This window comes from Rathayibacter sp. PhB1 (assembly GCF_004362935.1).
GTDB lineage: Bacteria > Actinomycetota > Actinomycetes > Actinomycetales > Microbacteriaceae > Rathayibacter > Rathayibacter festucae.
This window is the reverse complement of record NZ_SNYD01000002.1, coordinates 16,992-42,004: the sequence shown is the minus strand read 5'-3', so window position 1 is coordinate 42,004 and position 25,013 is coordinate 16,992. Positions and strand designations below refer to the sequence as shown.

Here is a 25,013-nt window from a genome sequence, read left to right as displayed (position 1 = left end):
CCGTGCACCTCACCGGACGCTCCGTCCTCGTCCTCCTCGTCGGCCTCGTGCCGGTCGTCCTGCTCGGACGCCGGGCCGAGGTCGCCTTCGCCGTGCTCGGGCTCTGGCTGCTGGTCTGGCTGATCCTGGTGGGCGTCGACCTCGCGGTGGCCGGCTCCGCGCGCGCGGTCGTGCTCGAGAGGCGGACCCCCGACCGGGTCCGCCTCGGCGAGCGCGCGGAGGCGACGCTGCTGATCACGAACACGGGACGGCGCCGCATCACCGGCGTCGTCCGAGACGCGTGGGAGCCCTCCGCCGGGGCGCTCGCGACCCGCTCGCCGCTGCGCCTGCCGCCCGGTGAGCGCCGCGCCGTCCGCACGGTCCTCGAGCCGCGCCGCCGCGGAGAGCGCAGGGCGCTGCACGTGACGATCCGCTCGAACGGCGTCCTCGGGCTGGCCGGCCGGCAGGCGACCCTCGCCGCGCCCGTGGTCGTCCGGGTGCTGCCGCCGTTCCGCTCCCGCCGCCACCTGCCCTCGCGCCTCGCGCGCCTCCGCGAGCTGGAGGGGCGCACCAGCGTGATGATCCGCGGTCAGGGCACCGAGTTCGACAGCCTGCGCGAGTACGTCCGCGGCGACGACGTCCGCTCGCTCGACTGGCGAGCCACCGCCCGGCGCCGCGAGCCCGTCGTCCGCACCTGGCGGCCCGAGCGCGACCGGCGGGTGGTGCTCGTGCTCGACACGGGCCGCACCTCCGCCGCCCGGATCGACGACGAGCCGCGCCTGGACACGGCGATCGAGGCGTCGCTGCTGCTGTCGGCGCTGGCCGCCTCGGCCGGCGACCGCATCGACGTCCTCGCCTTCGACCGCACCCGGCGCGCCCGCGTGCACGGCGCGACCGGCACGGAGGTGCTGAGCCGCGTCGTCGACGCGCTCGCGCCCGTGCAGCCGCAGCTGATCGAGACCGACTGGTCGGCCGTGCCGGGCCAGGTGCGCACCCTGGTCTCGCAGCGCTCGCTCGTCGTCCTGCTCACGGCGCTCGACTCCGTCGGCGCGGCGGAGGGGCTGCTCGCGGTGCTCCCGCAGCTGACGAGGCGGCACACCGTGGTCGTCGCCTGCGCGATCGACCCCGAGCTGGCCCGGATGGCCGCCGACCGCGGCGATCGCGGCGCGGTCTACGCGGCCGCGGCGGCGGAGCGCTCGCTCGCCGACGCTGACCGACTCGCGGCCGCGGTCCGACGGCTCGGCGGCGACGTGGTGCTCGCCTCGCCGGAGAAGCTGCCGCCCGCCCTCGCCGACCGCTACCTCGCGCTGAAGGCCACCGGCCGGCTCTGAGCCCGGACCTCGCGCTCAGCCCTCGCTGATGCTCCGTGAGCCGGCGTCGAAGCGGCCGAGATCGCCCGTCTCCCCCGCCCGCACGGCCCGGCCGCCGAGCACCACGAAGTAGGCGATGAAGCCGCCGAGCGCGAGCGCGCCGATGCCGATCTTCAGCCACCACGGCCACGGCGCCGGCGTCACGAAGCCCTCGATCACGCCCGAGACGAGCAGCACGAAGACCAGCCCGATCGCGACCGTGAACAGGCTCCGCGCGTCCTCCGCGAGCGCCTGCCCCCGGGTGCGCGGCCCGGGCGCGATCCAGGCCCAGAAGATCCGCAGCCCGGCCGCCGCGGCGACGAAGACCGCCGTCAGCTCGAGCAGGCCGTGCGGGAGGATGTAGAGGAAGAAGGTGTCGCCCTCGCCGACGTGGAACATCACGGCGACCGAGGTGCCGAGGTTCTGCGCGTTCTGCAGCAGGATGTACGGCACGTAGACGCCGACGATGCCGAAGGCGACGCACTGCGCCGCGATCCAGGCGTTGTTGGTCCACACCTGGCCGGCGAAGGACGCGGCCGGGTTCTCGGAGTAGTAGTCGACGAAGTCCTCCTGCGCGAAGCGGCGCAGCTGCGCGTCGTCGCCGAGCGCGGCGAGCAGGCGCGGGTCGCCGAGGATCCAGACCGCGAAGAGACCGGCGACCAGCACGGTCGCCAGCGCGACGGCCAGGGTCAGCCAGCGGATCCGGTACAGCGCCGCGGGGAACGAGACGACGGCGAAGCGGGCGACTGCGGCGAGCGGATCCTCGCGCGTCCCGGTCAGGCGGCCCCGCGCCCGCGAGAGCGAGACGGCCAGGCGCGTGCCCACGGCGGTCGACCCCGCGGTCGAGGAGATCGCGGCGAGATCGGCGGAGGCGGACTGGTAGCGCTCCACGAGCTCGTCGGCCTCGCCGCCGGTCAGCCGGCGCTTGCGCGCGAGCTCGTCCAGGCGGGTCCACTGGCCGCCGCGCGCGGCCGAGAGAGCATCGATGTCCATCTGCTGAGATGATAGCCGGGGCCGACGATCGAGGGAGCTGCTGCATGTCCGACGACCGCGACGACGCCCGCCTCGACAGCGCCGGCTTCGACACGGCGGGCCTGGTGACCGGCGAGGCGATCGCCCTCGAGATCCCCGTCACCTCGTTCGTCCTGCGGGCCGCCGGCGCGATCATCGACCTCGTCGCGGAGTTCCTGCTCGCCCTCGGTCTCTTCTACCTGGTCTTCGTCCTGGCGGGGGACGGCGGACTCGACCCCGCCGCCACGGCCGCCGTCGCGATCGCCGCACTCGTCCTCTCGATCGTGCTCGTGCCCGTCGCCGTCGAGACCGCGACGCGGGGGCGCTCGCTCGGCAAGCTCGCCGTCGGCGCCCGGGTCGTCCGCGACGACGGCGGCGCGATCGGCTTCCGCCACGCCCTCGTCCGGGGTCTCACCGGCGTGCTCGAGATCGTGATGACGGCCGGCGGGCTGGCCGCGGTGGTGGGTCTGCTGTCGCGCCGCTCGCGCCGGCTCGGCGACGTGCTCGCCGGCACGCACAGCCAGCTCGAGCGGGTTCCCGCCGCGCCCCCGCTCGTCATCGAGGTCCCGGCGCCGCTCGCCGGCTGGGCGACGACCGCCGACGTGGCGCGGCTGCCCGACGCCCTGGCGCGCCGCCTCGCGCAGTTCCTCCGCCAGCGCTCCGGGATGACCGAGCCCTCGCGGTCGCAGCTCGCCCGCTCGCTGGCGCAGGAGGCCGCCGCGTTCGTCTCGCCGCTGCCGGCCGCGCCCGCCGAGGACTTCCTGCTCGCCGTCGCCGCGCTGCGCCGCCGCCGCGAGGAGCGGGCGCTGGAGCTCGTCGACCGGCGGATGAGCCGGCTCGCACCGGTGCTCGCGGACGCGCCGCGCGGCTTCCCGGTGCGCGAGGCGCCTCGGGCTCCGCGGGGCGCTCCGGCTGCACCGGGCGCTCCGGCTCCGCAGGACGCTCAGGCGGACGGCGGCTCGAGGTAGCGCACGGTCTCCCAGCCCCGGGGCACCAGCAGCCGCCGGTCGTGCTCGGCGCACAGGTCGTAGCCGTGCGGGTCGGGCTGCGGGCTGAGCGGCCCGACCGCGACGAGCGAGTCGCGGTAGTCGTAGGTGAGCGTCACGACCGCGGGGAGGCTGCACCCGGTGCGCGAGCACTGCCGTCGGTCCATCGCGCCACAGTAGCAAGAGGCTCCGGGGCAATAAGCTGGTCCAATGCCCCGCGCACGCCGTTCCACCGCTCGTCAGTCGAGCTCGGTGCGCGGCGGCTCGCGCGACCGGCACGGCCGGGGCATCCGCGGCGCCGTGACCGGCCCGCACCTGCCACCGCTGCAGACCCGCGCCGACTTCTTCGAGACCACCATCGGCTCCGCCTTCGACTATCTGCGCGACGCCTGGCCGGACGAGCTCGCGGGGATCCGGGTGGAGCTCGCCTCCACGCCCGACGTCGATCCGGCCCGGCTCGAGAGCACGGGCATCGCCCGCTGGCGGGTCGACCACGCCGCGCGGCGGATCACGCTGTACCGCGTCCCGATCGAGCGGCTGGCGAAGCTGCACCGCCGTGACGAGTGGCACCAGCGGATGATGATCGAGAGCTACGTCTTCCGCGCGGTCGCCGAGCTGCTCGGCCGCGACCCGTGGGACATCTCGCCGGACCGGTTCCGGCACCACTGAGCGTCCGGCCCCACTGAGCCGGGCGGCGCCTCCGGGACGCCGCCGGCCGCTCAGTGCGAGTAGACGGTGACCGGGGAGGACAGCGGTCCGGGCGGCACGATGGCGTAGCCCGCGATGCGCCCCTCGTTCGCGATCGAGACGGACGCCTGCACCGGCTGATCGCTGGTGACGACCACGGGGTCGACGCCGAGCTCGGCGGACACCGAGGCGAAGGGGCCGATGTCGAGGGTGCGGGTCCCGGTCTCGGACTCGAGCTGCACCGACGCCGAGGAGTCGCTGCCGTTCGCGAGGTGCAGGACGGCTCCGGTCTCGCGGGTGTTGCCGACGCCGAAGGGCACGTCGGTCGCCGTCCCCGACACGAACCAGGCGAAGTCGGTCCCGGCGGTGCCGGTCGACGTCGTGCGGCCGGCCGCGACGACGGGCTGGTCGGAGGTGAGCGTGACGCGGTAGGAGCCGTCCGCGAGGCCGGAGAGGGGGACCTCGCCGACGCGGCCGGCCGGGACGACGACCTGGGTCGAGGTGCCGATGCCGCTCGGGTCCTCGTTCGCGACCTCGATCGAGACCGTGCTGTCCGCCTCGCCGGGGGCGAGGATGCGCAGGACGGGGGTGCCGTCGCCTCCGGTGCCGTCGTCGCCCGCCGTGTCGGCCGGGGGCGACGCGACGGTGAAGCCGGAGATGACGGCGAGCGTGGACGGCGCGGCTGCGGGGCCGGTCGTCTCGACACCCTGCGGGGTCAGGCCGGAGATGACGCTGCTCTGGATGCTCGCCGCGATCTCGCCGCCGCGCGCGGTCATCCGGACGACCGGCTGGAGCACGTCGGGGGCGAGCCCGGCGAGCGGGAGGGCTCGGACGGTGCCCGCGGGGACGACGATGCCGGTCGCCCCGGTCGCCGGGACGACGCCGTTCTCGCCGTAGAGGGCGAGGTCGACCGTCGCCGCCACCTCGCTGGCGTTCGCGAGGACGAGGGTCGAGGTCCGGCCGACGTCGGTCGATCCGGCGACGAGCCAGCTGTCGGCGGACGGCTCGGCGCAGCCGAGTGCCGAGAGGCCGAACAGCTCCTCCGTCGCGATCGACTGGGTCGTCACGCCGCCGGGCGTCGGATCGGACTCGGCGGGGACGTCGACCCGGGTGATCCCGGTGCCCGGGGAGGCCACGTCGGCCTCCTCGAGTGCCGAGGCGTCGCCCGTCGCGTCCTGCGGCCAGAGCGAGCTGCCCGACTCGCCGAGCGCGCTGAGCTCCTCGGGGTCGCTCGCGTCGATCAGGTCGCCCGCGCAGACGAGCGCTCCGTCGGCCGCCACGGGGGTGACCACGACGCCGTCGGCGGCCCGGCTCGCGAGCGGCCCGGGGAGGATCTGGGGCAGGACGACCGCGGCGCCGGCGAGGGCGAGCCCCGCGACGCCGGCGGCGGTGCGGAGCGCGGTCCGGCGGCGGCGAGCGGCCGAGACGGTCCGGTCGCGCTTCGGGGCGGCTGCAGGGGCGTCTCTGCCGGGCTTCGCGGCGGAGCGCTCGGCGCGCCGCTCGGCACGCGAGGGGCGGGGCGGGGTCGGCGTCATGCGCTTCTCCTGGTCGGCGGGATCAGGCTCGGGGCGGCCGGGCGCGGACGACTCGGCCGCGCGGCGAGCGGGCACCGCGGGATCGGGCACGGAGCGATCGGGACCGGCCGGATCGGACTCCACGGGATCGGGCACGTCGGAATCGGGCACAGAGCGATCGGGGACGGGGCGATCAGGCACGTCGGAATCGGGCACGTCGGAACCGGGGCCGGAGCGATCGGGGACGGACGGATCGGGCACGGACGGATCAGGCATCGTCGGTCCCGTCGTCGAACTGGCCGGTGGCCTCGCCCGGCTCGTCGTCGATCCCCGCGACCGCGGCTCCCGAGCGGGAGCGCTCGAGCGAGAGGCCGGTGGGGACGGCCAGCAGGAACGCGACCAGGAAGACGATGAGCAGCGCGATCGTGTAGGCCACGCCGAACGGGCCGACGACGCCCTGCGGCGCCGCGTCGATGCGGGTGCCCTCGGTGTCGACGGCGGTCCAGAGCAGGCCGTACTGGGTGTCGCCGACGGCGGAGAACGCGGCGTTCCCGTCCAGCGAGACGGCGGCGCGGGCGCTGACGGCCGAGGCCGCGTCGCCGGCGTCGGCGCTGGCCGGTGGAGCGAGCACGACGAAGCGCACGCCGAGGTCCTGCAGCGCCGTTCCGACCTCGTAGCCGGTGCGCGAGACGAGGTTGCCCGCGAGCTCGTCGATCGCGTCGGTCTGCTCGGTGCCGGTGGCGGCGAGGGTCGACTGCTGATCGAGGGTAGCTCCCGCGCCGCGCTCGAGCCGCGCGAGGATCCCGCCGTCCGACTGCGGGACGAGCACGATCGTGCCCACCCGCGGCTCGTTCTGCGCCTCCGCCGCGACGTACGCCGGCAGCGAGCGATCGGAGCCGGCGGTCGTCACGGTCCCGCCGCCCATCGGGAACAGCACCGCCAGCGGAGCGACCGCCACGACCGCGGCGGCCGTGACGACCAGAGCCGGGACGACCCGGTAGGACGGCAGCGCGGCGACCGAGAGCGAGAAGCCGACGACCAGGCCGAGCCAGTACAGGCTGAGGCCCGTGCCGCTCCAGACGGCGACCGCCTCGGACCCGGTGGTCACCACCTGGACGTCCTGCGCGAGCGCGGCGGTCAGCAGACCGGAGGCGGCCACGCCCACGCCGCCGAGGGCGGAGAGGTTGTTCGGCAGCAGCAGCGCCGCGAGCGCCGAGATCACCAGCGGCAGCACGAGCACCGCGGTCGCGAGACCGGCCGCGGAAGCGGGGACGCCCAGACCGCCCAGGAGCTCCAGCCAGCCGGTCGTGAAGCCCGAGGGGAAGCCGGCGACGAGCGAGAAGAAGTCGACCCGGCCGGACGGCAGCGGCACGCCCGGGTCGGCGAGGATCGCGAACCAGTCGCCCCGCTGGGCGTGCGCGACGATGATCGGGAAGAGCAGCGCGAGAGCCGGGATCGGCAGTCCGGCGAAGCGGCCGATCCGGCGACCGGACGTGGCGAGCACGACGATCCAGATCATCGCGAGCGGGATCGCGAGCACCGGCGCGCAGGCGACGACGGCGGCGGCCAGGATCGAGGCGGTCGCCGAGGACGACCAGGAGCGGTAGGCGCCGAATCCGGCGAAGAAGAGCCAGGGCAGCAGGACGTGCACCAGGATCGCGGCCGGGCGGCCCTCGGACTGCGCGGCGAAGAAGGCCGGCGCGAGCAGGTAGACGAAAGCGCCGGCGCCGCGGGCGATCGGCCGCGCGGTGAGGCGGGCGATCATCATCCACGCGCCCATCGTCGCGAGCGGCAGAGCCGTGAGGTAGAGGAGGACGATCGAGAAGCTCGGCGCCCAGAAGGTGAGCGAGCCGAGCACGGCGAGCACGGCGGCGAACGGGTCCGCCGCGCCGATGAAGCCGGAGCCGAGGTCGCGCCAGCCGTACGCGGCGTTCCGCCACAGCTCGCCGACCGACGGCGAGAGGGTGAGCAGACCGCCGCCGCCCATGGCGGTGGCCGCGAGCAGGCGCGCGTAGACGATCAGCCCGGCGATCGCGGCGACCAGGACGATCCAGACGCCGCCGCCCTGGAAGAAGTGCAGCGGGTGGCGCTCGCGGCTGGCCTGCACCCGGACGGCGTCGTGCCGGACCGAGCGGAGCTGGCGGACCACGTCGAGCGGGATGCGCAGCGGCGCGATGGCCTTCCAGCCGACGTTCTTCGACGAGCGGAGCACGCGCCTGGCGTGGAAGACCTTGGTGCCGCCGAAGGCGACGACGAAGGCCGCGAGCAGCTCGCCGCCGACGAGGCCGGGCTGCTTGCGCAGGAGCCGGACGGCCGCGCGGCCGACGGCGAGCGGCACGAGCGAGAGCCAGTGCACGACGAGCAGCGCCACCGGGGCGTAGGCGAGGCGGCGGTGCAGCTGCGCGGTGCGGTGCTGGCGGGCGCGGCGGCGCTCCCCGCTGTCGATCCGGCGACCGTCGGGACGCTGCAGGCCGATGCGCGCGGTGGTGACCCGGGCGTCGGGGACGCGGCTGACCCGGTGGCCGGCGAGGCGGGTGCGGATCGAGAAGTCGAGGGCGTCGTCGACCACGGGCAGCCCGGGGTCGAAGCCGCCCAGCTCCTCCCAGAGCGCGTGCCGCACCAGCATGCCGCCGGCGGCGACGGCGAGCACGTCGGGCGTGGCGTCGTGCTGGCCCTGGTCGAGCTCGTCCTCGACGAGGTGGACGGTGGTGCCGTAGTTGGTGATCGACTCGCCGTAGCTGCGGATGTAGCCCGACCGGGTCCAGTCCATGACCTTCGGCCCGGCGACCGCGACGGAGGGCGCGACCTCGACCGCGCCGAGGAGCGCGGCGAGCGCACCCGGCTCAGGGGCGGAGTCGGCGGCGAGCAGCCACAGCCACTCGTCCTCCCCCGTCGGCGCCTGCATGACGCGCACGGCGCGGGCGACGGCCTGGCCGAACGGAAGGTTCTCGGCGACCTGGACGAACTGCGTCGGACCCCAGCCGGAGAGGAGCTCCCCGGTCGCGTCCTTCGAGCCGCCGTCGACGAACACGGTCGCATCGGGCTGCCGGGTCTGGGCCCGCAGCGCCGCGAGGGTGCGTTCCAGGTAGGCCGCGCCGTTGTGGGCGACCAGGACGGCGGTTACTCGGGGATACATCGCGGACCACCCTAAGCGATGGGCGCGCGGCGCCCCGCGGCGGCTCGCCGCCCCCGGTGAGCGGCGGTCGTCACGCCCGACGGCGCAGCTTGCGGCGCTCGCGCTCGGAGAGGCCGCCCCAGATGCCGAAGCGCTCGTCGTTCTCGAGCGCGTACTCGAGGCACTGCGCCCGGACCTCGCACGAGGTGCAGATCTTCTTCGCGTCGCGCGTGGATCCGCCCTTCTCGGGGAAGAACGCCTCCGGATCGGTCTGCGCGCAGAGCGAGTCGACCTGCCAGGAGAGGGCGCCACCGGGCGCCTCGCTGCCCGAGTCGATGCCCTGGCGGACGCCGGGGACACCGAGCCGGACGGGATCGACGAACCAGTCCTCGGGGACCGCGCTCATGCCGGAGGCCCGGTCGCTGCCGGGGCCTGCGTCGTCTCCGAAGCCTCTGTCGGTTCCGAAGCCTCTGTCGCTGCCAGAGACGCTGTCGGGAATCGCCATACCGTCTCCTACCCCGCCCGCGAACATGATCGGCGACCGGCTCCTCCCGGAGGGTGGGCCGCCTCAGTAATTACACCGGTGTCATTCGCTGAGGTCAAGTCGCGGACCATAAACCCTCAACCCGCCGTGGAGGGTTCACGACACACCGGCGTGTCGCGACCGTGTCGAAGCTCCCGGCCGGCGTCAGGACCCCGCGGCGCTCCGGGCGCGCCAGGCGCTCTCCACCATCTCGGCGACGGTGTGGCGCATCTCCCAGCCGAGGTCGCGGGCCGCGGTCTCGCCCGAGGCGACGATGCGGGGCGGGTCGCCCGGGCGGCGCGGCGCGACCTCCGGGGTGAAGGCGATGCCGGTGCTGTCGGCGATCGCGGTCATGATCTCGCCGACCGAGGCGCCGGTTCCGCTGCCCAGGTTGTAGACGGGCTCGATCGGCTCGCCGGCGGCCAGGCGCCGGGCCGCCGCGACGTGCGCGAGCGCGAGATCGGCGACGTGGATGTAGTCGCGGACGCAGGTGCCGTCCGGAGTGGGGTAGTCGTCGCCGTTGATGCGCGGCGTCCGTCCGGCCAGGAGCGCCTCGAACACGAGCGGGAAGAGGTTGTGCGGGCTGGTGTCGTAGACGTCCGGGTAGCCGGAGCCGACGACGTTGAAGTAGCGGAGCGACGCGTGGCGCACCCCGTGCGCGCGGCCGGCGTCGGCGAGCAGCCACTCGCCGATCAGCTTCGACTCGCCGTAGGGCGACTCGGGGCTCTTCGGGGTGCTCTCGGTGACGAGCTCGACGTCGACAGCGCCGTACACCGCGGCGCTGGAGGAGAAGACGATCGAGCGGACGCCGGCGCGCTCCATCGCGGCGAGCACGCGCATCGTGCCGGTGACGTTCTGCTCGTAGGTGTGCAGCGGGCGCTGCACCGACACTCCCGCGTACTTGAAGCCGGCGACGTGCACGACGCCCTCGATGTCGTGCTGCGCGAAGACCTCGTCCAGCAGCGCCTCGTCGAGGATCGAGCCGCGGTGGAACGGCACGCCCTCGGGGACGAAGCCCTCGTGGCCGGACGACAGATCGTCGAGGACGACGGGGTCGATGCCCTGCTCGGCGAACGCCCGCACGACGTGCGCTCCGATGTACCCGGCTCCCCCGGTGACCAGCCATGCCATGTGGATCCTCCTCGATGACGGGCGCCGCGCGCGCACCGACGCAACCCTAGCGGCGGGGCGGCGCGGGCCAGGTGGCGGGATCTCGTGGTGTCGCGATATCCTGCCGTCGTGCTCCGCTCCGTCGCCGTCCTCGCCCTGCCCGGGGTCGCCCCGTTCGAGTTCGGCGTGGTCTGCGAGGTGTTCGGGATCGACCGGCGCGACCACGGCGGGCCGGTGTTCGACTTCCGCATCGCGACCGCGGATCCGGGGCCGGTGCGCACCTCGCTCGGCTTCGAGCTGATGATCGCCGACGGCCTCGAGGCGGCCGAGGACGCCGACCTGATCGCGGTGCCGGCGCACCCGATCGGCCCCGCCGACGAGCGCGTGCTCGCCCTGCTGCGCCGCGCCCACGAGCGCGGGGCGTGGATCGTGAGCGTCTGCAGCGGCGCCTTCGTGCTGGCCGAGGCGGGACTGCTCGACGGGCGACGGGCGACGACGCACTGGATGCACGCCGACGAGCTCGCCCGGCGCCACCCGGCGGTCGAGGTCGACCCGGACGTCCTGTTCGTGCAGGAGGGCCGGATCGTCACGGGCGCCGGGACCGCGGCCGGGATCGACGCGTGCCTGCACATCGTCCGCGAGGAGCTCGGCGCCGCGGCCGCGAACGTCGTCGCGCGCCGCATGGTGGTGCCGCCGCAGCGCCACGGCGGCCAGGCGCAGTTCATCCCGACGCCGATCCCGGAGGCGCGCGCGGACTCGCTCGCCGACGTCACCGAGTGGATGCTGCACCACCTCGACGAGGAGCTCAGCGTCGACGTCCTCGCGCGTCGAGCGCTGATGTCGCCGCGCACCTTCGCCCGCCGCTTCCGCGCCGACCTGGGCACCACGCCGCTGGCCTGGCTGAACCGCCAGCGGCTCCTCCGCGCCCAGCAGCTGCTGGAGGAGTCCGACCTGACCCTCGAGGCGATCGCCGCCCGCGTCGGCTTCGGCACCGCCGCCGTCCTCCGCCACCACTTCGCCCGCGTGCTGCAGACGACGCCCGCCGCCTATCGCCGCACCTTCGCGACGGCGGCCGCGGCCGCCTCCTGACCGGCGCCGGGATCCACCGACCCGATGGCCGTGGGTCTCGATACGCGCTGCGCGCTACTCGACCAGCATGGTGCGCGCTGCGCGCTGCTCGACCGGCGTGGAGCGCCCGGCGGCATGCTCGACCAGCATGAAGCGCCCGAAGGCCTGCCCGACGGGCGGAAAGCTCATGCTGATCGAGTAGCCCGCCCGGCGGGCGTATCGAGATCCACCACCCCAAGACCGACGGGCTGACGGAGGTGGGTCTCGATACGCGCTGCGCGCTACTCGACCAGCATGGTGCGCGCTGCGCGCTACTCGACCAGCATGCTCCGCCCTGCGGGCTGCTCGACCAGCATGGGTGGGGCGGCCGTCCATGCTGATCGAGTAGCCCGCGCAGCGGGCGTATCGAGATCCACCACCGCAAGCACGGTGGGCCGAAGAGCCGCCCGTCAGACCGTGGCGACGAAGAGGGTGCCGCGGCCGGTGACCGACAGGGCGCGCTCCGACGGCGTGACGTAGACGCTGCCGCCGCGCTCGACCTCGACCGAGCCCTCGGCGCCGTGGACGGTGAAGGACCCGGCGGTGGCGATCGCGATGGCCGGACCGTCGAGCTCGACGCGCACCGGCTCGTCCGAGGCCGGCTCGACGACGGCGAGCAGGAAGTCCGGCACGTCCGGCCGGTAGACGCGCAGCCCGGGCGCCGGCTCCTCGGCCGGCAGGTACGGCACCGGCAGCGGCGAGAACTCGAGAACGCTGACCAGCTCGGGCACGTCGATGTGCTTCGGCGTGAGCCCGCCGCGCAGCACGTTGTCGGAGGCGGCCATCAGCTCGACCCCCGTGCCCGCGAGGTAGGCGTGGATGTTGCCGGCGGGCAGGTAGAGCACCTCGCCGCGGGCGAGCCGCACGCGGTTGAGCAGCAGCGAGAGCACGACGCCCGGGTCGCCCGGGTAGGCCTCGGCGAGCGAGAGCACCGTCTCGGTCTCGAGGCGGTCGTCGCCCTCCGACGCTTCCACCACGGCGGCGATCAGGGCCGCGACCTCCGCGCGGTCGCCGTCGGCGAGCAGCCAGGAGACCGCCCGCCGCAGGACGACCGACGGCTCGCCCTCGAGCCCGCCGGCGAAGCGCGCGATCGACGCCGCCCCCTCCCCCGCGGCACGGCCGGCCAGCTCCGCGAGCAGCGCCCGGGTGCCGTCGAGCTCGCGGAATCCGCAGAGCGCGTCGAAGCTCTCGGTGAGCGCGTAGATCAGCTCGGGCTTGTGGAACGGATCCTTGTAGTTGCGCTCGGCCGCGTCGCGCGGGACACCGGCCTCGTCCTCCTCGACGAAGCGGCGCTGCGCCGTCGCGGACGACGGGTGCGCCTGCAGCGACAGCGGCGCGCCCGCCGCGAGGATCTTGAGCAGGAACGGCAGCCGCGGCGCGCCGGACACGGGGTCGACCGAGCCGGCGACTCCGGCGAGCGCCGTCTCCGGCTCGCGGGCGATCCACTCCGCGAGCGTCGACGCGCCGACGGAGGCGGGGTCGAGGATGCGGGCCGGCGAGCCCGGGTGCGCCCCCAGCCAGAGCTCCGCCTCGGGACGGCCGGACGGCGCGGTGCCGAGGGCGTCCGAGATGCCGGTGAGCGAGCCCCAGGCGTAGTCGCGGGGGGTGTTGCCGATCGGGATGAACACGGCGAGGGCCTTCCGTTCCGGGGCGGGCTGCGAGGCGGGATGCGGGGCTGCGCCGTCCGGACCCTGCCGGGGCGGCCCGGGCCCGACGCTAGCAGGATCTACAAGAGCGGCCCCGGAGGACCGGCCGCCGCTTGGCGCCGATCGCCAGCGTCCGCGCCGGCCGTCCGCCCCCTTCGTACGCTGGGAGGAGCCGCACCGCCGCCGCTCCTGCGGGCCGAGTCGCTGCGCGCCCGAGCGATGGAGCGATGAACCATGGACAGCACGACCTTCGAACTGCTCACCGCCGACTTCTACGGCTTCGAGTCGCGGCTCACCGCCGCCGAGAAGGAGCTCCTCGTGGGCGTCCGCGCGTTCCTCGAGGAGCAGGTCCGCCCGATCGCCGACGAGTACTGGGAGCGCGCCGAGTTCCCGCGCCAGCTCATCCCCGGGATCCACGCCACCGGCGTGATCGGCCTCTCCTGGCCCGAGACGCGGACGATCGAGAACTCGTCGGTGTTCCGCGGCTGGGTCGCCCTCGAGTTCGGCCGGGTCGACGCGAGCATCGCCACCTACGTCGGCGTGCAGAACGGCCTGGTGATGGGGACGGTCGGCGTCGCCGGCTCCGAGGAGCAGCGGGCCGAGTGGCTGCCGAAGCTCGCCTCGGGCGAGGTGATCGGCGCCTTCGGCCTGACGGAGCCGCACTCCGGCTCCGACTCCGCGCAGGGCCTGCGCACCACGGCCCGCCGCGAGGGCGACACCTGGATCCTCGACGGCGAGAAGCGCTGGATCGGGAACGCGACCTTCAGCGACGTCACCGTGATCTGGGCGAAGGACGTCGCCGACGGCCAGGTGAAGGGCTTCCTCGTCCCGACGAGCACCCCGGGCTACCGCGCCACGGCCATCGCCCGCAAGCAGAGCCTGCGCACCGTGCAGAACGCCGACATCGTGCTCGAGGGGGTCCGCGTGCCGGAGTCGCTGCGCCTGCAGGGCGCGAACTCGTTCCGCGACACGGCGAAGGTGCTCCGCCTCACCCGCGCCGAGGTCGCCTGGCAGGCGATCGGCGTCGCGATCGGCGCCTACGACGCCGCCCTGCGCTACGCCCGCGAGCGCGTGCAGTTCGGCAAGCCGCTGGTCGGGCACCAGCTGGTGCAGGACCTGCTGGTGAAGAGCATCGGCAACATCACCGCGAGCATCGCCCTGGCCACCCGGGTCTCCGAGATGCTCGACGCCGGCGAGCAGCGCGACGAGCACTCCGCGCTCGCGAAGGCGTACACGACGGCGCGGATGCGCGAGACGGTCGCCTGGTGCCGCGAGGTGATGGGCGGCAACGGCATCGTCCTCGACTACGGCGTCGCCCGGTTCTTCGCCGATGCCGAGGCCCTCTACTCCTACGAGGGCACCCGGGAGATGAACACGCTCATCGTCGGCCGCGCGATCACGGGCAGCGCCGCGTTCGTCTGAGGCGCAGCCCGCCCGCTCGCCGGCCGCCCGCTCCCTAGACTGTTCGCCATGATCCGACGCGCCGCGCCCGCCGCTCCCCGAGCGCTCGCGGTGGCCGTGCTCACGGTGATGCTGGGCGGCCAGGCGCTGCGGAACCTCGCGGGCTGGTGGGGCTGGGGGGTCGTCGTCGCGGCGCTGCTGGTCGGCGTCGTCGTGCTGCTGGTCCGGGTGCGGCCGCGCCTGCGCTGGAGCCGGACGCCCAAGGCGCTCGTCGCCTTCCTCGCCCTCGCCGTGCTCTCGCTGCTCTGGTCGGCGTACCCCGGGGCGAGCGCGATCGGCGTCGTCGCGCAGCTCGCCACCTCGCTCGGGGCGGTCGCCCTCGCCCTGACGCTCAGCACGGCGCAGTTCGTCACCGCCCTCGGCCGCGCGCTGCGGATCACCGTCGGCGCCTCGCTCCTGTTCGAGCTCGTCGTGGCGGTCGTCGTCCGCGCGCCCGTGCTGCCGTTCGTCATCGATCTGCCCGCCGGCCGCATTCCGGACGCCTTCTACTGGTCGCAGGCCGCGCTGTTCACCGGCGAGCCGATCCAGGGGCTCGTCGGCAACCGCAACCTGCTCGGCTTCCTCGCGCTGCTCGGCCTGATCGTCGTGCTGATCGAGCTGGCCGCGCGCAGCCTCCGTCTCCGCTGGGGCGTCGTCTGGATCGTCCTGTTCGCCGCGACGCTCCTGCTCACCCGCTCCGCCACCGTGCTGCTCTGCGTCGTCGCCGTCGCGGCGGCCGCGGCCTTCGCGCTCTGGGCGCGGCGCCGCGGCGAGTCGGAGCGGCGGCCCGTCTACGTCACGGCCGCGGCGACCGCCGTCGTGCTCGCGGGCGGCGCGATCGCCGGCTGGGGCACCCTGCTGGGCCTGCTCGGCAAGAGCGAGGACGCGACCGGCCGGCTCGACATCTGGCGCTCGGTCTGGGCGCTCGCCGCCGAGCGGCCCGTCCTCGGCTGGGGCTGGGTCAGCTACTGGGCGCCCTGGACCGCCCCGTTCGACACGCTCGCCGAGCGCAAGGGCGTCCTCTACCTGCAGGCGCACGACGCCTGGCTCGACGTCTGGTTCCAGCTCGGCCTCGTCGGGCTGGTGCTCTTCACCGCCCTCGTGGTCTCCACCCTCTGGCGCGCCTGGTTCCGCGCCGTCGACCGGCCGCGCCGCAGCGCGACGACGGCGCTGCCCTACTCGGCGGTGTCGCTCGCGCCGCTGCTGCTGCTCGCCGCCCTCCTCGCGCAGGCGCTGTTCGAGAGCCGGCTCCTGATCGAGAGCGGCTGGCTCCTGCTGGCCGCCCTGGCGGTCCTGACCAAGCAGCCCGCGAACGAGGAGGAGGACGCGCTCACCGCCGAGCCGATCCCCCTCGCCGGCCAGCGCGCCGTCCGATGAGGGGCGGACGGCCGTCGGCGCTGCCGGCCGCCCTCGCGGACGCCCTGGCGTCCCCGCAGTTCGCGGCGGCCCTCGCGCAGACCTCCCTCGTCGTCGTGCTCTGCGCGCCGGCCGTGCGCGGGATGATCGGCTGGCCCGGCTACATCGCAGCGATCACGACGCTCACCGCCCTCGCGGCCGTCATGCTCGTGCTGCGGCGCGAGCTGCTCGACTGGGAGGGGCTGCTGCCGACCAGCATCCTGGTCTTCCTCGGCTGGATCGCCCTCAGCACGCTGTGGAGCGGCTATCAGTGGGCCACCGCCTCGAGCGTGCTCTACCAGCTCGCCCTCGCCTTCCTCGCGATCGCGATCGGCCTCACCCGCGACATCATCCAGGTGATCCGCGCGGTCGGCGACGTGATGCGGTTCGTGCTGATCGGCTCGCTGGCCGTCGAGGTGCTCTCCGGCGCCCTGATCGACCGGCCGCTGCGCTTCCTCGGCGTCGAGGGCCTCCTGGCCGCCGGCGGCCCGATCCAGGGGCTGGTCGGCACCCGCAACCAGCTCGGGCTGGTCTGCCTGCTGGCGGTCGTCACCTTCTCGGTCGAGCTGATGACCCGGTCCGTGGCGCGCGGCCCGGCCCTCGCCTCCCTCGCTCTCGCCGCGGTCACCCTGGTGCTCACCCGCTCGGCGGTCAGCGCCGGAGTGCTCGTCGTCGCCGCGGTCGTCGCGCTGATCCTGCGCTGGGTGCGCCGCGCCACCGGCGAGCAGCGCCGGCGGCGGCAGTACACGACGCTCGCGGTGCTCGTGGCATCCGCGCTCACCGCCGGGCTCTTCCGCTTCCGGATCGTCGACCTGCTCAACGCGGGCAGCGAGTTCGAGTTCCGGGTCACGCTCTGGCAGCAGGTCTGGCGCTTCACCGACCTGGCGCCGATCATCGGCTGGGGCTGGGTGGGCTACTGGCGCACCGATCTGTACCCGTTCAACGCGATCGACTTCCTCTCCGGCCGGCCGCACTCCTCCAGCCTGAACGCGGTGTTCGACCTGGCGCTGCAGGTGGGCGTCGTCGGGGTCGCGCTCTTCCTCGTGCTGGTCGGCCTCGCGCTCTGGCGCTCGTGGATCATCGCCTCCGAGCGCAAGGCGGTCGTGCACGTCTGGCCGGTGCTGGTGCTCAGCGTCCTCGTCGTCACCTCGCTCGCGGAGAGCTCGCTCCTGGTCGACGCCGGCTGGCTGCTGCTGGTGATCTGCGCGATGCGCGCCGCGCAGGGGCTCAGCTGGCGGCGGCTCCTGCACCCCGGCGACCGGCCCGGCGGGCTGCCGCGACAGCCCATAGCACCGCCAGGTGCTCCTCCCGGCAGCGCTCCCAGCTGAACCGGGCCGCGCGCTCGACGCCCTTCGCGCCGAGCTCGGCGGAGCGCTCGATCGCCTCGAGGATCCCGTCCGCGATCGAGCGCGGCTCGAGCGGATCGACGAGCACCGCCGCGTCGCCGCAGATCTCGGGCAGCGATCCGGAGTCGGCGGCCGCGACCGGGCAGCCGGAGGCCATCGCCTCGATCGGCGGGAAGCCGAAGCCCTCGTAGAGGCTCGGGAAGGCGAGGACGGCGGCGCGCCGGTAGAGCTCCGCCAGCTCCTCGGTGCCCACGTGCCCGCGCCACTCGACGAAGTCGGGCAGCGGGCCGAGCTTCTCCAGGTCGCCTCCGGTGAGCACGAGCCGCAGGTCGTGGCCCTCGGCGCGGAGCAGGCGCATCGCCTCGAACAGCCGCGCGTGGTTCTTGTGCGGCCAGGCGCGCGCCGGGTAGAAGACGAAGTCCTCGCGCGCGCCCAGGTGCGGGCGGAAGCGCTCGGTGTCCACCCCGAGGTGGGAGACGTGGATCCGCTCCTCCGGGATGCCGAGCAGCTCGACGATCCGCCCCTTGGTGAACGCGCTGATGGTGATGATCGCGTCGGCCCGGCGCGCGGTGGCCTCGTAGGCGATCCGCCGGAAGACGCGCTCGACGCGCGGGAAGAGCTGCGGGAGGTCCCGGTGCTGGAGGTCGAAGAGCATCTGCACGTGCCCCTGCCGGCGCGACGGCCAGGGCAGCGGGACGGTGAAGGGGAAGTAGAGGATCTCGTCCGGCCCGAGCAGGCGCCGGAGCCGGACGGTGCGCAGCAGCGCCTGCAGCATGCCCGTCGCCCGGCGCCGGTGGCCGGCCCCGCTGACGACGCCCTCGGCGACGATCTCGGGAACGCCCTCGCTGAAGCCGCGGGCGTTCTCGGGGACGAGCGCCTGCACGCGCAGCCCCTCCTCCCCCGGCCGCGTCACGAGGAGGCGGGTGAGCGCGCGGGCGTAGGTCTCGCCGCCGCCCATCCCGCCGGGGTCGACGGTGAGCACGGCGAGCGTGACGGGGAGGCGTTCCGGCATGGCGTCCGATCGGATCGAGGCTCCCTCGTGGTGAGGGCCGGGTCAGACTACCCGCGCCCGCCCTCGGCGCCGCGGAGCGCCCCGGCGGGTGCTCCGCGGCGCGGCGGAGGCCGGTGGGTAGTATGTAGCCCGCTGTCACCGACCCCGACGAAACGGACCACCACGTGCCCCGCGCTTTGATCACCGGAATCACCGGCCAGGACGGCCTCTACCTCGCCGAGCTGCTGCTCGAGAAGGGCTACGAGGTCTTCGGGCTCGTCCGAGGGCAGAACAACCCCAAGTACGAGCTCGTCCGCCGCACCGTCCCCGAGGTGACGCTGCTCACCGGTGACCTCACCGACGTGTCGAGCCTCGTGCGCGTGCTCGCCGCCTCGCAGCCCGACGAGGTCTACAACCTCGGCGCGATCTCGTTCGTCGCCTACTCGTGGGAGAACGCGTCGCTCACGACCGACGTGACCGGCAAGGGCGTGCTCAACATCCTCGAGGCCGTGCGCCTCTACGCCGGCGACGACATGTCGCGCGTGAAGTTCTACCAGGCGTCCTCGTCCGAGATGTTCGGCAAGGTCCAGCAGGTCCCCCAGAGCGAGGAGACCCTCCTCTGGCCGCGCTCGCCCTACGGCGTCGCCAAGGTCTTCGGTCACTACATGACCATCAACTACCGCGAGTCCTACGGCATGCACGCCTCGTCGGGCATCCTCTTCAACCACGAGTCGCCCCGCCGCGGCCCGGAGTTCGTCACCCGCAAGATCAGCCTCGCGGTGGCCCGCATCAAGCTCGGCCTCCAGGAGACGCTGGAGCTCGGCAACCTCGACGCCAAGCGCGACTGGGGCTTCGCCGGTGACTACGTCGACGCGATGTGGCGGATGCTGCAGCAGCCCGAGGGCGACGACTACGTGGTCGCCACCGGCGAGACCCACGAGATCCGCGAGTACCTCGACATCGCCTTCAACCACGTCGGCATCGAGGACTGGACCCCCTACGTCACGCAGAACCCCGCGTTCATGCGCCCGGCCGAGGTCGACCTGCTCATCGGCGACCCGGCGAAGGCGCGCGACGTGCTCGACTGGCAGCCGAAGGTCTCCTTCCCGGAGCTGGTCTCGATGATGGTCGAGAACGACCTCGCCGAGCAGTCCGCGCTGATCAAGTAGCCGCCGTGCCCGCAGCGTTCGTCACCGGGGCGAGCGGACAGGACGGGGGCTACCTCGTCGAGCGTCTGCTCGCCGACGGCTGGGAGGTCTCCGCGCTCGTGCGCGACGAGGACGCCTCCCTGCCCGCGTCCGTCCGCCCGTTCCAGGGCGATCTCCGCGACCCCCCCGGCCTCGGCCGCGTGGTCGCCCAGGCGCGGCCCGACACGGTCTTCCACCTCGCCGGGATCTCCTCGGTGGCGCAGTCCTGGCAGGAGCCGGTGCTGACCGCCGAGGTGACCGGCACCGCGGTCGCCGCCCTGCTCGAGGCGTCGCTGGCCCTGCAGGACTCCGCGGGCCGCGAGGTCCGCTTCGTGCAGGCGTCCTCCTCGGAGATCTTCGGCGCCGCCACGGAGAACCCGCAGACGGAGTCGACGCCGATCCGCCCCGTGTCGCCGTACGGCGCCGCGAAGGCGTTCGCGCACCTCCTCGTCGGCGTCTACCGCGGCCGCGGCCTGCACGCGTCCTCCGCGATCCTCTACAACCACGAGTCGCCGCGCCGTCCCGAGAGCTTCGTCACCCGGAAGATCACGGCCGGTGTCGCCGCGATCGCCGCCGGGACCGCGACCGAGCTCTCGCTCGGCAACCTCGACGCCCGCCGCGACTGGGGCTGGGCGCCCGACTACGTCGACGCGCTCGTCCGCGCCTCGCGCGCCGAGGCGGCCGGCGACTACGTCGTCGCGACCGGCGTCGCGCACTCCGTCCGCGAGTTCGTCGGCGCCGCCTTCGCGGCCGCCGGCATCGACGAGTGGGAGGACCGGATCCGGATCGACCCGCGCTTCGCCCGCCCCGTCGACGCCCCCGAGATGCGCGGCGACGCGTCGAAGGCCCGGGCCGAGCTCGGCTGGGCGCCGACGGTCGCCTTCGAGGAGATCGTCGCCCGCATGGTCGAGAACGACCTCGAGCTGGCCCGCACCGCGAGCTGAACCGCGGCCCGGCCCCGCTCGGGGCCGGGCCGACTCACTCCGCGTCGGCGAACGACCGGCCTGCGGCGGACGCGTCGTCGGAGGCGACGCCCTCGGTCGTCCCGGCGCCCTCGACGAGGTAGTCCCAGACGCGCTCCGCGTACTGGTCCCACGTCCCGCCGTCGATCGCCAGGGCCTCGGCAGTCAGCCGCTCGTGCAGCGCCGTGTCGGTCAGGAGCCGCTCGAGCGCGGCGGCGATGTCCTGGTCGTCGTGCGGATCGACGAAGAGGGCGCCGCCCTCGGACGCGACCTCGCGCATGCTGCCGAAGCCCGAGGTGATCACCGGCGTCCCCACCGAGAGCGACTCGACGATGGGCAGGCCGTAGCCCTCGTTGATCGAGGGGAAGACCGTGCAGTGCGCCAGGCGGTACGCGCTCCAGAGCAGGGCGTCGGTGATCGAGGACAGCGAGCGCACCGGGCGCCCGAAGCCCTCGAGCACCTCCAGCCGGTAGAGGAACTCGGCGCTGTTCCACGCGTTGCCGCCGATGAAGACGAGGCTGAACTCCAGACCGCGCCGCCAGAGCAGCTCGGCCGCGTGCAGCACGGCGAGGTGGTTCTTCCGCGGCTCGTGGCTGCCGACGCACACCACGAGCGGGAGACCCTCGGTCACGAGCGAGCGGGCCGCGGTGGCCAGCTCCTGCTCGGTGACGTCCTCGGGCTGCGACGGCAGGAGGATCGGCCGGATGTCCGGCCCCGCCACTCCGATGCTGCCGAGCATGTGGCGCCAGCCCGAGTACTCGGTCGCGGCCGCGGACGAGATCGTCGCGATCCGGTCCATGTGCGAGACCGCGACGAGGGTGCGCGAGAAGGCCGCGCTGATGCCGGTGCTCGCCGTCTCGGCGGTGGTGACCGGGACGCAGTCGAAGCCGATGGTGCCGGTGCGGTTGCCGCTGAACTCGGCCAGCGCCGCGATGCGGGAGGTCCGCTCGTCCTCGACCGCGAGCTCGGGGAGGATGTAGGTGCACTCCCACGGGACGATGACCCGGGAGCGGTCCTCCTGGGCGTCGCGGACGTCGCCGGCGACGGCGTTCCGGCTCTGCTCCGGGGTGAGCAGGACGAGCGACTCGTGCGTGCTGTCCCACCCGGCGAGCAGGACCTCGTGGTCGCGGGACCACCGGGCGATGCTCTGCCGGACGACGCGCTGGATCCCGGTCGCGAGACCGGTCCGCGCGGTGTGGTGGACGTCGATCACGACGGCCCCGACGACCACCTCGACGTCGGGGTGGTGGAACCGGGCGAAGACGCGGTCCGAGGCGATCGTGGACGCGGCGTGGCGCAGCAGCTCCGCCGTGCCGCCGAGCCGCGCTCGGCGACGGCCGTCGACGACGTCCTCGCGACGCGGAAGCGTGCCGCGGAGCACGGAGAGCACGAGCCAGACCTCCCGGTCGCTCGGGGCCGGGAGGAGGACGCTCAGCTGCCCGGTGAGCGCGTCGACGCTCGAGAGCGGCTCGACCGCCGGGGCGAGGGTGCGGACGAGGGTCGAGAGACGCTCGATGAGGTACTGCTTACTGCGCACGGCGCGCCTCCTCAGGCTCGGTGGGCTCGGGATCGAGGCGCTCGGGTCCGGCGGACTCCTGCTCGAGCGGCTCCGAGTCGAGCGGCTCCGAGTCGAGGAAGGCCGAGGGGGCGATGAGGGCCTCCCACAGCTCCGCGGCGTAGTCGTCCCAGGTGCGCACCGGGCGCTCCACGGCCTCGCGGCGCAGCCGCTCGAGGAGCTCGGCGTCGGTGAGCAGAGCCCGCATCGCGTCGATCAGCTCGTCGTCGGACGCGGGGTCGATGAGCACGCAGCCGCCGTGCTCCGCGATCTGCGCCGTGCTGCCGAACTTCGAGGTGAGGACGGGCAGGCCGATCGAGAGCGCCTCGGCCACCGGCAGTCCGTAGCCCTCGTGCAGGGACGGGAACGCGAGGAACCGCGCCTCCCGGTAGCTGGCGACGAGCACGTCGTCGCCGACTCCGCGCAGGACCTCGACCGGCCGGCCGGCCGCCACGAGCTCGCGCACGCGCGGATCGAAGACCTGGTGCGACCACGGGTTGGCCCCGCCGATGAAGCGCAGGCGGAACCGCAGCCCGGCGCGCCAGAGCACCTCGGCGGCGTGCAGCACGGCGAGGTGGTTCTTGCGCGGCTCCTGGCTGCCCACGCAGAGCACGAGCGGCATCGACGACGTCGTGCCGCCGACCGCGCGGATCCCGTCGGGCAGCTCGACCGGCAGCGGCACGGCCTGCACCGAGGGACCGACCAGGCCCTGGGCGGGGAGCGCGCGGACGAAGCCGCCGTACTCGAGTGCGGCCGCCGAGCTCACCGTCGCCACCCGCGCGGCGTGCTTCACGACCGAGAGGAAGTTGACGTAGCGCACCGTCTCCTCCGGCGGGACCGTGTCGGCGCTGATGACGGGGATGGCGTCGTGCCCGAGGATCACGACCTCGTTCCCGGAGTGCTCCGCGAGCGCGGACAGCGGCCCGCACTGGTTGTACTCGGGGACGGAGGGGATCACGACGACGCAGCGGTACGGCACCACGAACTCGGTGCGCTCGGGGTCGCCGTGGCGCCAGGCGCGACGGTCGGACGCGGCCCAGTCGACGACGCGCTCCCGCTCGATCGGGCTGAGCCGGCGGAAGGACAGGGAGCCGTGCACCCAGGCGACCGGGATGATGTCGTGCGTCGCGTCCCAGCGCGAGACGGTCTGGCGCACGACGCGCTGCACGCCGGTGTTGTGGCCGTGCCGGGCGGGGAAGTCGACGTCCACCAGGACGGCGCCGGTGACGACCTCGACCCTCGCTCCGAGGTCGGCGAAGCCGGTCGCGGTCCGCGAGCCGGCCTCCATGAAGATGCGCAGCGCCGCCTCCTCGGGGGCCAGCGCGATCGCGCGCCGGAACCACTGGAAGAGCTCGCTGGTGGGGTAGGCGGCGGTGAAGGAGACCAGCGCCACCCAGGTCAGCTCGTCGTCGCCGCGGAGCCGGATCTCCCGGGCCACCTCGTCGAGGTACGGGCCCGGGCCGCGGGCGAGCAGCGAGCGGCGGGTGTCCTCGTCGAAGAGGAGCGCTCCGATCTGCTCGAGGCGCTGCAGCATCGCCTCGGATCGCTCCGCGCGTGCGGCGGCGGTGCCCTCGCTCATCGCGCCCGGCCGGACAGCCGGCGCTTGGCGAAGCGCGCCGAGTGGCCGATCGCGCCCGGCAGGCCGAGCTGCCGGACCCGGATCTGGAAGGTGCGGACCAGGCGCAGGGGCTTGGTGACCCGCCAGGAGAGGGTGTGCTCGAAGCCGCTGGCGGTCACCCCGCCGACCTGGATCCGCTCGACCCACAGGTCGAAGGGGTCGTTCAGCAGGGCGTCGACCTGGGTGCGCAGACGGCGCACCTCGTCGGCGTCGTCGCCCGGGAGCTCGTCGCTCGAGGGGGCCTCGTCCGGCCGGAGGGCCTGGAGGCTCGGGTCGGCGGTGATCGGCGCCTCCTCGGCGGAGCCCCCGAGTTCGGGTACAGGGTCGCCGGCACTCTGGGCCACAGGCTCCAGCGGGACGTCGGATGGCTGCGTGGGCATGGCGAACACCTCGTTCGTGTCGTTCAGTCGGCGAGCGGGGACAAGACTACCCGCGCGGCGGCTGGGGTCGGCGCGCTCTCCGGCCGTGGCGCTCGGGTCGGCACGTATAATGATGCGGTCCGTCGCACGGCGGAGGCCGAGACCTTGGAGTTCCATGCCCATCAGTCCAGTCGATCGCGCACGCTCCATCGCCGACGAGCCCTTCCAACTCGCCGGCACGACCTCGGCGGTCGGCGGCGGATCCGGCGGCTTCGTCGCCTCGCTCCTGGAGATCCTCCGGCACCGCGAGCTCCTGCGGCTCCTGGTCGGCCGCGAGCTGAAGTCCCGCTACAAGGACAGCAGCCTCGGCTTCGTCTGGAGCCTCGTCCGGCCGCTGATCATGCTGCTGATCTACTACGTGGCCATCGGCCAGATCCTCGGCGCCTCGCGCGGCGTGCCGAACTTCGCGATCTTCGTCTTCTCCGGGCTCACGCTCTGGGGGCTCTTCAGCGAGATCGTCACCGCCGGCACGACGTCGATCCTCGGCAACGGCGGTCTGATCAAGAAGGTCTACCTGCCGCGGGAGATCTTCCCCGTCGCCGCGATCGGCTCGGCCCTGTTCAACTTCGCGGTGCAGTTCGTCGTGCTGATGGTGGGCGCGGTGCTCACCGGCTCGCTGGTCTTCGGCCGGGATCTGCTCTACATCCTCCCGGCGCTCGCGATCACCCTGGTCTACGGACTGGCGTTCGCGCTCGCACTGTCGGCGCTGAACGTCTACCTCCGCGACGTGCAGTTCCTCGTCGAGGTCGGCCTGCAGATCTTCTTCTGGCTGTCGCCGATCGTCTACGCGTGGAACTTCGTGGTGACCGCCACGACCGGCGCCGGCCGGGGCTGGCTCGAGCAGCTGTACCTCTTCAACCCCATGTCCAACGCGATCCTCGCCTTCCAGCGCGCGATCTGGGGCGACGGGTCCCGGGTCAGCATCATCGAGGGCAACGAGATCGCCCCCCAGGTCTGGCCGCCCGACATGGCGCTCCGCCTGCTCATCGTCTTCGCCGTCGGGGTGGTGTTCGTCTGGATCGGGCACCGCATCTTCCGGCGCCTCGAGGGCAACTTCGCCCAGGAGATCTGAT

At 74.0% G+C, this 25,013-nt stretch carries 21 protein-coding genes; 10 read left to right on the top strand and 11 right to left on the bottom strand.

All coding sequences use genetic code 11. The features are described 5' to 3' along the window. The first annotated feature begins 2 nt into the window (after nt 1-2). Nucleotides 3-1,310, top strand: a complete 1,308-nt coding sequence (locus EDF17_RS04415; RefSeq protein WP_123444389.1) for a DUF58 domain-containing protein — start codon at nt 3-5, stop codon at nt 1,308-1,310. Between the two features lie 15 nt (nt 1,311-1,325). On the opposite strand, the gene EDF17_RS04410 is transcribed toward EDF17_RS04415, so the two are convergent. Continuing rightward, nucleotides 1,326-2,321: a stage II sporulation protein M gene (locus tag EDF17_RS04410; RefSeq protein WP_123444388.1), complete on the bottom strand. Its 996-nt coding sequence runs from the start codon at nt 2,319-2,321 to the stop codon at nt 1,326-1,328. 44 nt (nt 2,322-2,365) lie between these two features. On the opposite strand from EDF17_RS04410, the gene EDF17_RS04405 reads away from it, so the two are divergent. Continuing rightward, on the top strand, nt 2,366-3,307 hold the full coding sequence (locus EDF17_RS04405) for an RDD family protein (protein ID WP_123444387.1): 942 nt from the start codon (nt 2,366-2,368) through the stop codon (nt 3,305-3,307). Here EDF17_RS04405 and EDF17_RS04400 read toward each other — a convergent pair. Beyond that, nucleotides 3,283-3,492 carry a DUF3499 family protein gene (locus EDF17_RS04400; RefSeq protein ID WP_123444386.1) on the bottom strand — a complete coding sequence of 70 codons (210 nt, stop codon included), beginning with the start codon at nt 3,490-3,492 and terminating at the stop codon, nt 3,283-3,285. The two genes, EDF17_RS04405 and EDF17_RS04400, sit on opposite strands and share 25 nt — an antisense overlap. 43 nt (nt 3,493-3,535) lie before the next feature. Here EDF17_RS04400 and EDF17_RS04395 point away from each other — a divergent pair, with 43 nt between their 5' ends. After that, complete coding sequence (locus tag EDF17_RS04395; RefSeq protein WP_123444385.1) at nt 3,536-3,994, top strand: metallopeptidase family protein; 459 nt, start codon at nt 3,536-3,538, stop codon at nt 3,992-3,994. A gap of 50 nt (nt 3,995-4,044) precedes the next feature. Here the strand turns inward: EDF17_RS04395 and EDF17_RS04390 are convergent, their stop codons facing one another. From EDF17_RS04390 to galE, 4 genes are all read right to left on the bottom strand, one after another. Then, nucleotides 4,045-5,547, bottom strand: a complete 1,503-nt coding sequence (locus EDF17_RS04390; protein ID WP_127886102.1) for a DUF5719 family protein — start codon at nt 5,545-5,547, stop codon at nt 4,045-4,047. Nucleotides 5,548-5,794: 247 nt separating this feature from the next. Further along, nucleotides 5,795-8,662, bottom strand: a complete 2,868-nt coding sequence (locus EDF17_RS04385; RefSeq protein WP_123444383.1) for a glycosyltransferase family 2 protein — start codon at nt 8,660-8,662, stop codon at nt 5,795-5,797. A gap of 70 nt (nt 8,663-8,732) precedes the next feature. Further along, nucleotides 8,733-9,047 carry a WhiB family transcriptional regulator gene (locus tag EDF17_RS04380; protein WP_123444423.1) on the bottom strand — a complete coding sequence of 105 codons (315 nt, stop codon included), beginning with the start codon at nt 9,045-9,047 and terminating at the stop codon, nt 8,733-8,735. A 282-nt stretch (nt 9,048-9,329) separates the two neighbouring features. Further along, nucleotides 9,330-10,295 (bottom strand): UDP-glucose 4-epimerase GalE, encoded by a 966-nt coding sequence (gene galE, locus EDF17_RS04375; RefSeq protein WP_123444382.1) that lies wholly within the window; start codon nt 10,293-10,295, stop codon nt 9,330-9,332. Between the two features lie 108 nt (nt 10,296-10,403). On the opposite strand from galE, the gene EDF17_RS04370 reads away from it, so the two are divergent. Then, nucleotides 10,404-11,363, top strand: a complete 960-nt coding sequence (locus EDF17_RS04370; RefSeq protein ID WP_123444381.1) for a helix-turn-helix domain-containing protein — start codon at nt 10,404-10,406, stop codon at nt 11,361-11,363. Nucleotides 11,364-11,791: 428 nt separating this feature from the next. On the opposite strand, the gene manA is transcribed toward EDF17_RS04370, so the two are convergent. Then, the gene (gene manA / locus EDF17_RS04365) at nt 11,792-13,009 is read right to left on the bottom strand and encodes a mannose-6-phosphate isomerase, class I (protein ID WP_123444380.1); all 1,218 of its coding nucleotides are present in this window, start codon (nt 13,007-13,009) and stop codon (nt 11,792-11,794) included. Nucleotides 13,010-13,261: 252 nt separating this feature from the next. Between manA and EDF17_RS04360 the strand changes: the two genes are divergently transcribed. From EDF17_RS04360 to EDF17_RS04350, 3 genes are read left to right on the top strand one after another with little or no spacing between them, the layout of a single operon-like run. After that, nucleotides 13,262-14,449 (top strand): acyl-CoA dehydrogenase family protein, encoded by a 1,188-nt coding sequence (locus tag EDF17_RS04360; RefSeq protein ID WP_123444379.1) that lies wholly within the window; start codon nt 13,262-13,264, stop codon nt 14,447-14,449. Between the two features lie 48 nt (nt 14,450-14,497). Then, a complete protein-coding gene (locus EDF17_RS04355; RefSeq protein WP_133671893.1) occupies nt 14,498-15,844 on the top strand; it encodes an O-antigen ligase family protein in 1,347 nt (448 codons plus the stop codon). After that, on the top strand, nt 15,841-17,190 hold the full coding sequence (locus EDF17_RS04350) for an O-antigen ligase family protein (protein ID WP_123444377.1): 1,350 nt from the start codon (nt 15,841-15,843) through the stop codon (nt 17,188-17,190). The genes EDF17_RS04355 and EDF17_RS04350 overlap by 4 nt, the downstream gene beginning before the upstream one ends. On the opposite strand, the gene EDF17_RS04345 is transcribed toward EDF17_RS04350, so the two are convergent. Then, entirely contained in the window at nt 17,090-18,220 is a 1,131-nt protein-coding gene (locus EDF17_RS04345) for a glycosyltransferase family 1 protein (protein WP_123444376.1), read from the bottom strand. The two genes, EDF17_RS04350 and EDF17_RS04345, sit on opposite strands and share 101 nt — an antisense overlap. Nucleotides 18,221-18,384: 164 nt before the next feature. Here EDF17_RS04345 and EDF17_RS04340 point away from each other — a divergent pair, with 164 nt between their 5' ends. Both EDF17_RS04340 and EDF17_RS04335 read left to right on the top strand, forming a co-directional pair. Then, nucleotides 18,385-19,368, top strand: a complete 984-nt coding sequence (locus EDF17_RS04340) for a GDP-mannose 4,6-dehydratase (protein WP_123444375.1) — start codon at nt 18,385-18,387, stop codon at nt 19,366-19,368. Nucleotides 19,369-19,373: 5 nt separating this feature from the next. Then, nucleotides 19,374-20,330: a GDP-mannose 4,6-dehydratase gene (locus EDF17_RS04335; protein WP_123444374.1), complete on the top strand. Its 957-nt coding sequence runs from the start codon at nt 19,374-19,376 to the stop codon at nt 20,328-20,330. 34 nt (nt 20,331-20,364) lie between these two features. Here EDF17_RS04335 and EDF17_RS04330 read toward each other — a convergent pair whose 3' ends face one another. Genes EDF17_RS04330 through EDF17_RS04320 form a run of 3 tightly spaced genes read right to left on the bottom strand, consistent with a single transcriptional unit; the run spans nt 20,365 to nt 23,901 of the window. Next, a complete protein-coding gene (locus EDF17_RS04330; RefSeq protein ID WP_123444373.1) occupies nt 20,365-21,885 on the bottom strand; it encodes a glycosyltransferase family 1 protein in 1,521 nt (506 codons plus the stop codon). Next, entirely contained in the window at nt 21,875-23,482 is a 1,608-nt protein-coding gene (locus tag EDF17_RS04325) for a glycosyltransferase family 1 protein (RefSeq protein ID WP_123444372.1), read from the bottom strand. The genes EDF17_RS04330 and EDF17_RS04325 overlap by 11 nt, the downstream gene beginning before the upstream one ends. Beyond that, entirely contained in the window at nt 23,479-23,901 is a 423-nt protein-coding gene (locus tag EDF17_RS04320; protein ID WP_133671891.1) for a hypothetical protein, read from the bottom strand. Before EDF17_RS04320 ends, EDF17_RS04325 begins: the two co-directional genes overlap by 4 nt. A 154-nt stretch (nt 23,902-24,055) precedes the next feature. Here EDF17_RS04320 and EDF17_RS04315 point away from each other — a divergent pair, with 154 nt between their 5' ends. Further along, nucleotides 24,056-25,012, top strand: coding sequence for an ABC transporter permease (locus EDF17_RS04315; RefSeq protein ID WP_123444370.1), 957 nt, complete (start codon nt 24,056-24,058; stop codon nt 25,010-25,012). Nucleotide 25,013: the final 1 nt, after the last annotated feature.

What these genes read in the sequence shown, in the direction of transcription:
- EDF17_RS04345 (WP_123444376.1), bottom strand. Translation starts at nt 18,220, where the DNA reads ATGCCGGAACGCCTCCCCGTCACGCTCGCCGTGCTCACCGTCGACCCC.
- EDF17_RS04380 (WP_123444423.1), bottom strand. Translation starts at nt 9,047, where the DNA reads ATGAGCGCGGTCCCCGAGGACTGGTTCGTCGATCCCGTCCGGCTCGGT.
- EDF17_RS04355 (WP_133671893.1), top strand. Translation starts at nt 14,498, where the DNA reads ATGATCCGACGCGCCGCGCCCGCCGCTCCCCGAGCGCTCGCGGTGGCC.
- EDF17_RS04395 (WP_123444385.1), top strand. Translation starts at nt 3,536, where the DNA reads ATGCCCCGCGCACGCCGTTCCACCGCTCGTCAGTCGAGCTCGGTGCGC.
- EDF17_RS04400 (WP_123444386.1), bottom strand. Translation starts at nt 3,492, where the DNA reads ATGGACCGACGGCAGTGCTCGCGCACCGGGTGCAGCCTCCCCGCGGTC.
- EDF17_RS04320 (WP_133671891.1), bottom strand. Translation starts at nt 23,901, where the DNA reads ATGCCCACGCAGCCATCCGACGTCCCGCTGGAGCCTGTGGCCCAGAGT.
- EDF17_RS04360 (WP_123444379.1), top strand. Translation starts at nt 13,262, where the DNA reads ATGGACAGCACGACCTTCGAACTGCTCACCGCCGACTTCTACGGCTTC.
- EDF17_RS04410 (WP_123444388.1), bottom strand. Translation starts at nt 2,321, where the DNA reads ATGGACATCGATGCTCTCTCGGCCGCGCGCGGCGGCCAGTGGACCCGC.
- galE (WP_123444382.1), bottom strand. Translation starts at nt 10,295, where the DNA reads ATGGCATGGCTGGTCACCGGGGGAGCCGGGTACATCGGAGCGCACGTC.
- EDF17_RS04325 (WP_123444372.1), bottom strand. Translation starts at nt 23,482, where the DNA reads ATGAGCGAGGGCACCGCCGCCGCACGCGCGGAGCGATCCGAGGCGATG.
- EDF17_RS04315 (WP_123444370.1), top strand. Translation starts at nt 24,056, where the DNA reads ATGCCCATCAGTCCAGTCGATCGCGCACGCTCCATCGCCGACGAGCCC.
- EDF17_RS04390 (WP_127886102.1), bottom strand. Translation starts at nt 5,547, where the DNA reads ATGACGCCGACCCCGCCCCGCCCCTCGCGTGCCGAGCGGCGCGCCGAG.
- EDF17_RS04385 (WP_123444383.1), bottom strand. Translation starts at nt 8,662, where the DNA reads ATGTATCCCCGAGTAACCGCCGTCCTGGTCGCCCACAACGGCGCGGCC.
- EDF17_RS04350 (WP_123444377.1), top strand. Translation starts at nt 15,841, where the DNA reads ATGAGGGGCGGACGGCCGTCGGCGCTGCCGGCCGCCCTCGCGGACGCC.
- EDF17_RS04405 (WP_123444387.1), top strand. Translation starts at nt 2,366, where the DNA reads ATGTCCGACGACCGCGACGACGCCCGCCTCGACAGCGCCGGCTTCGAC.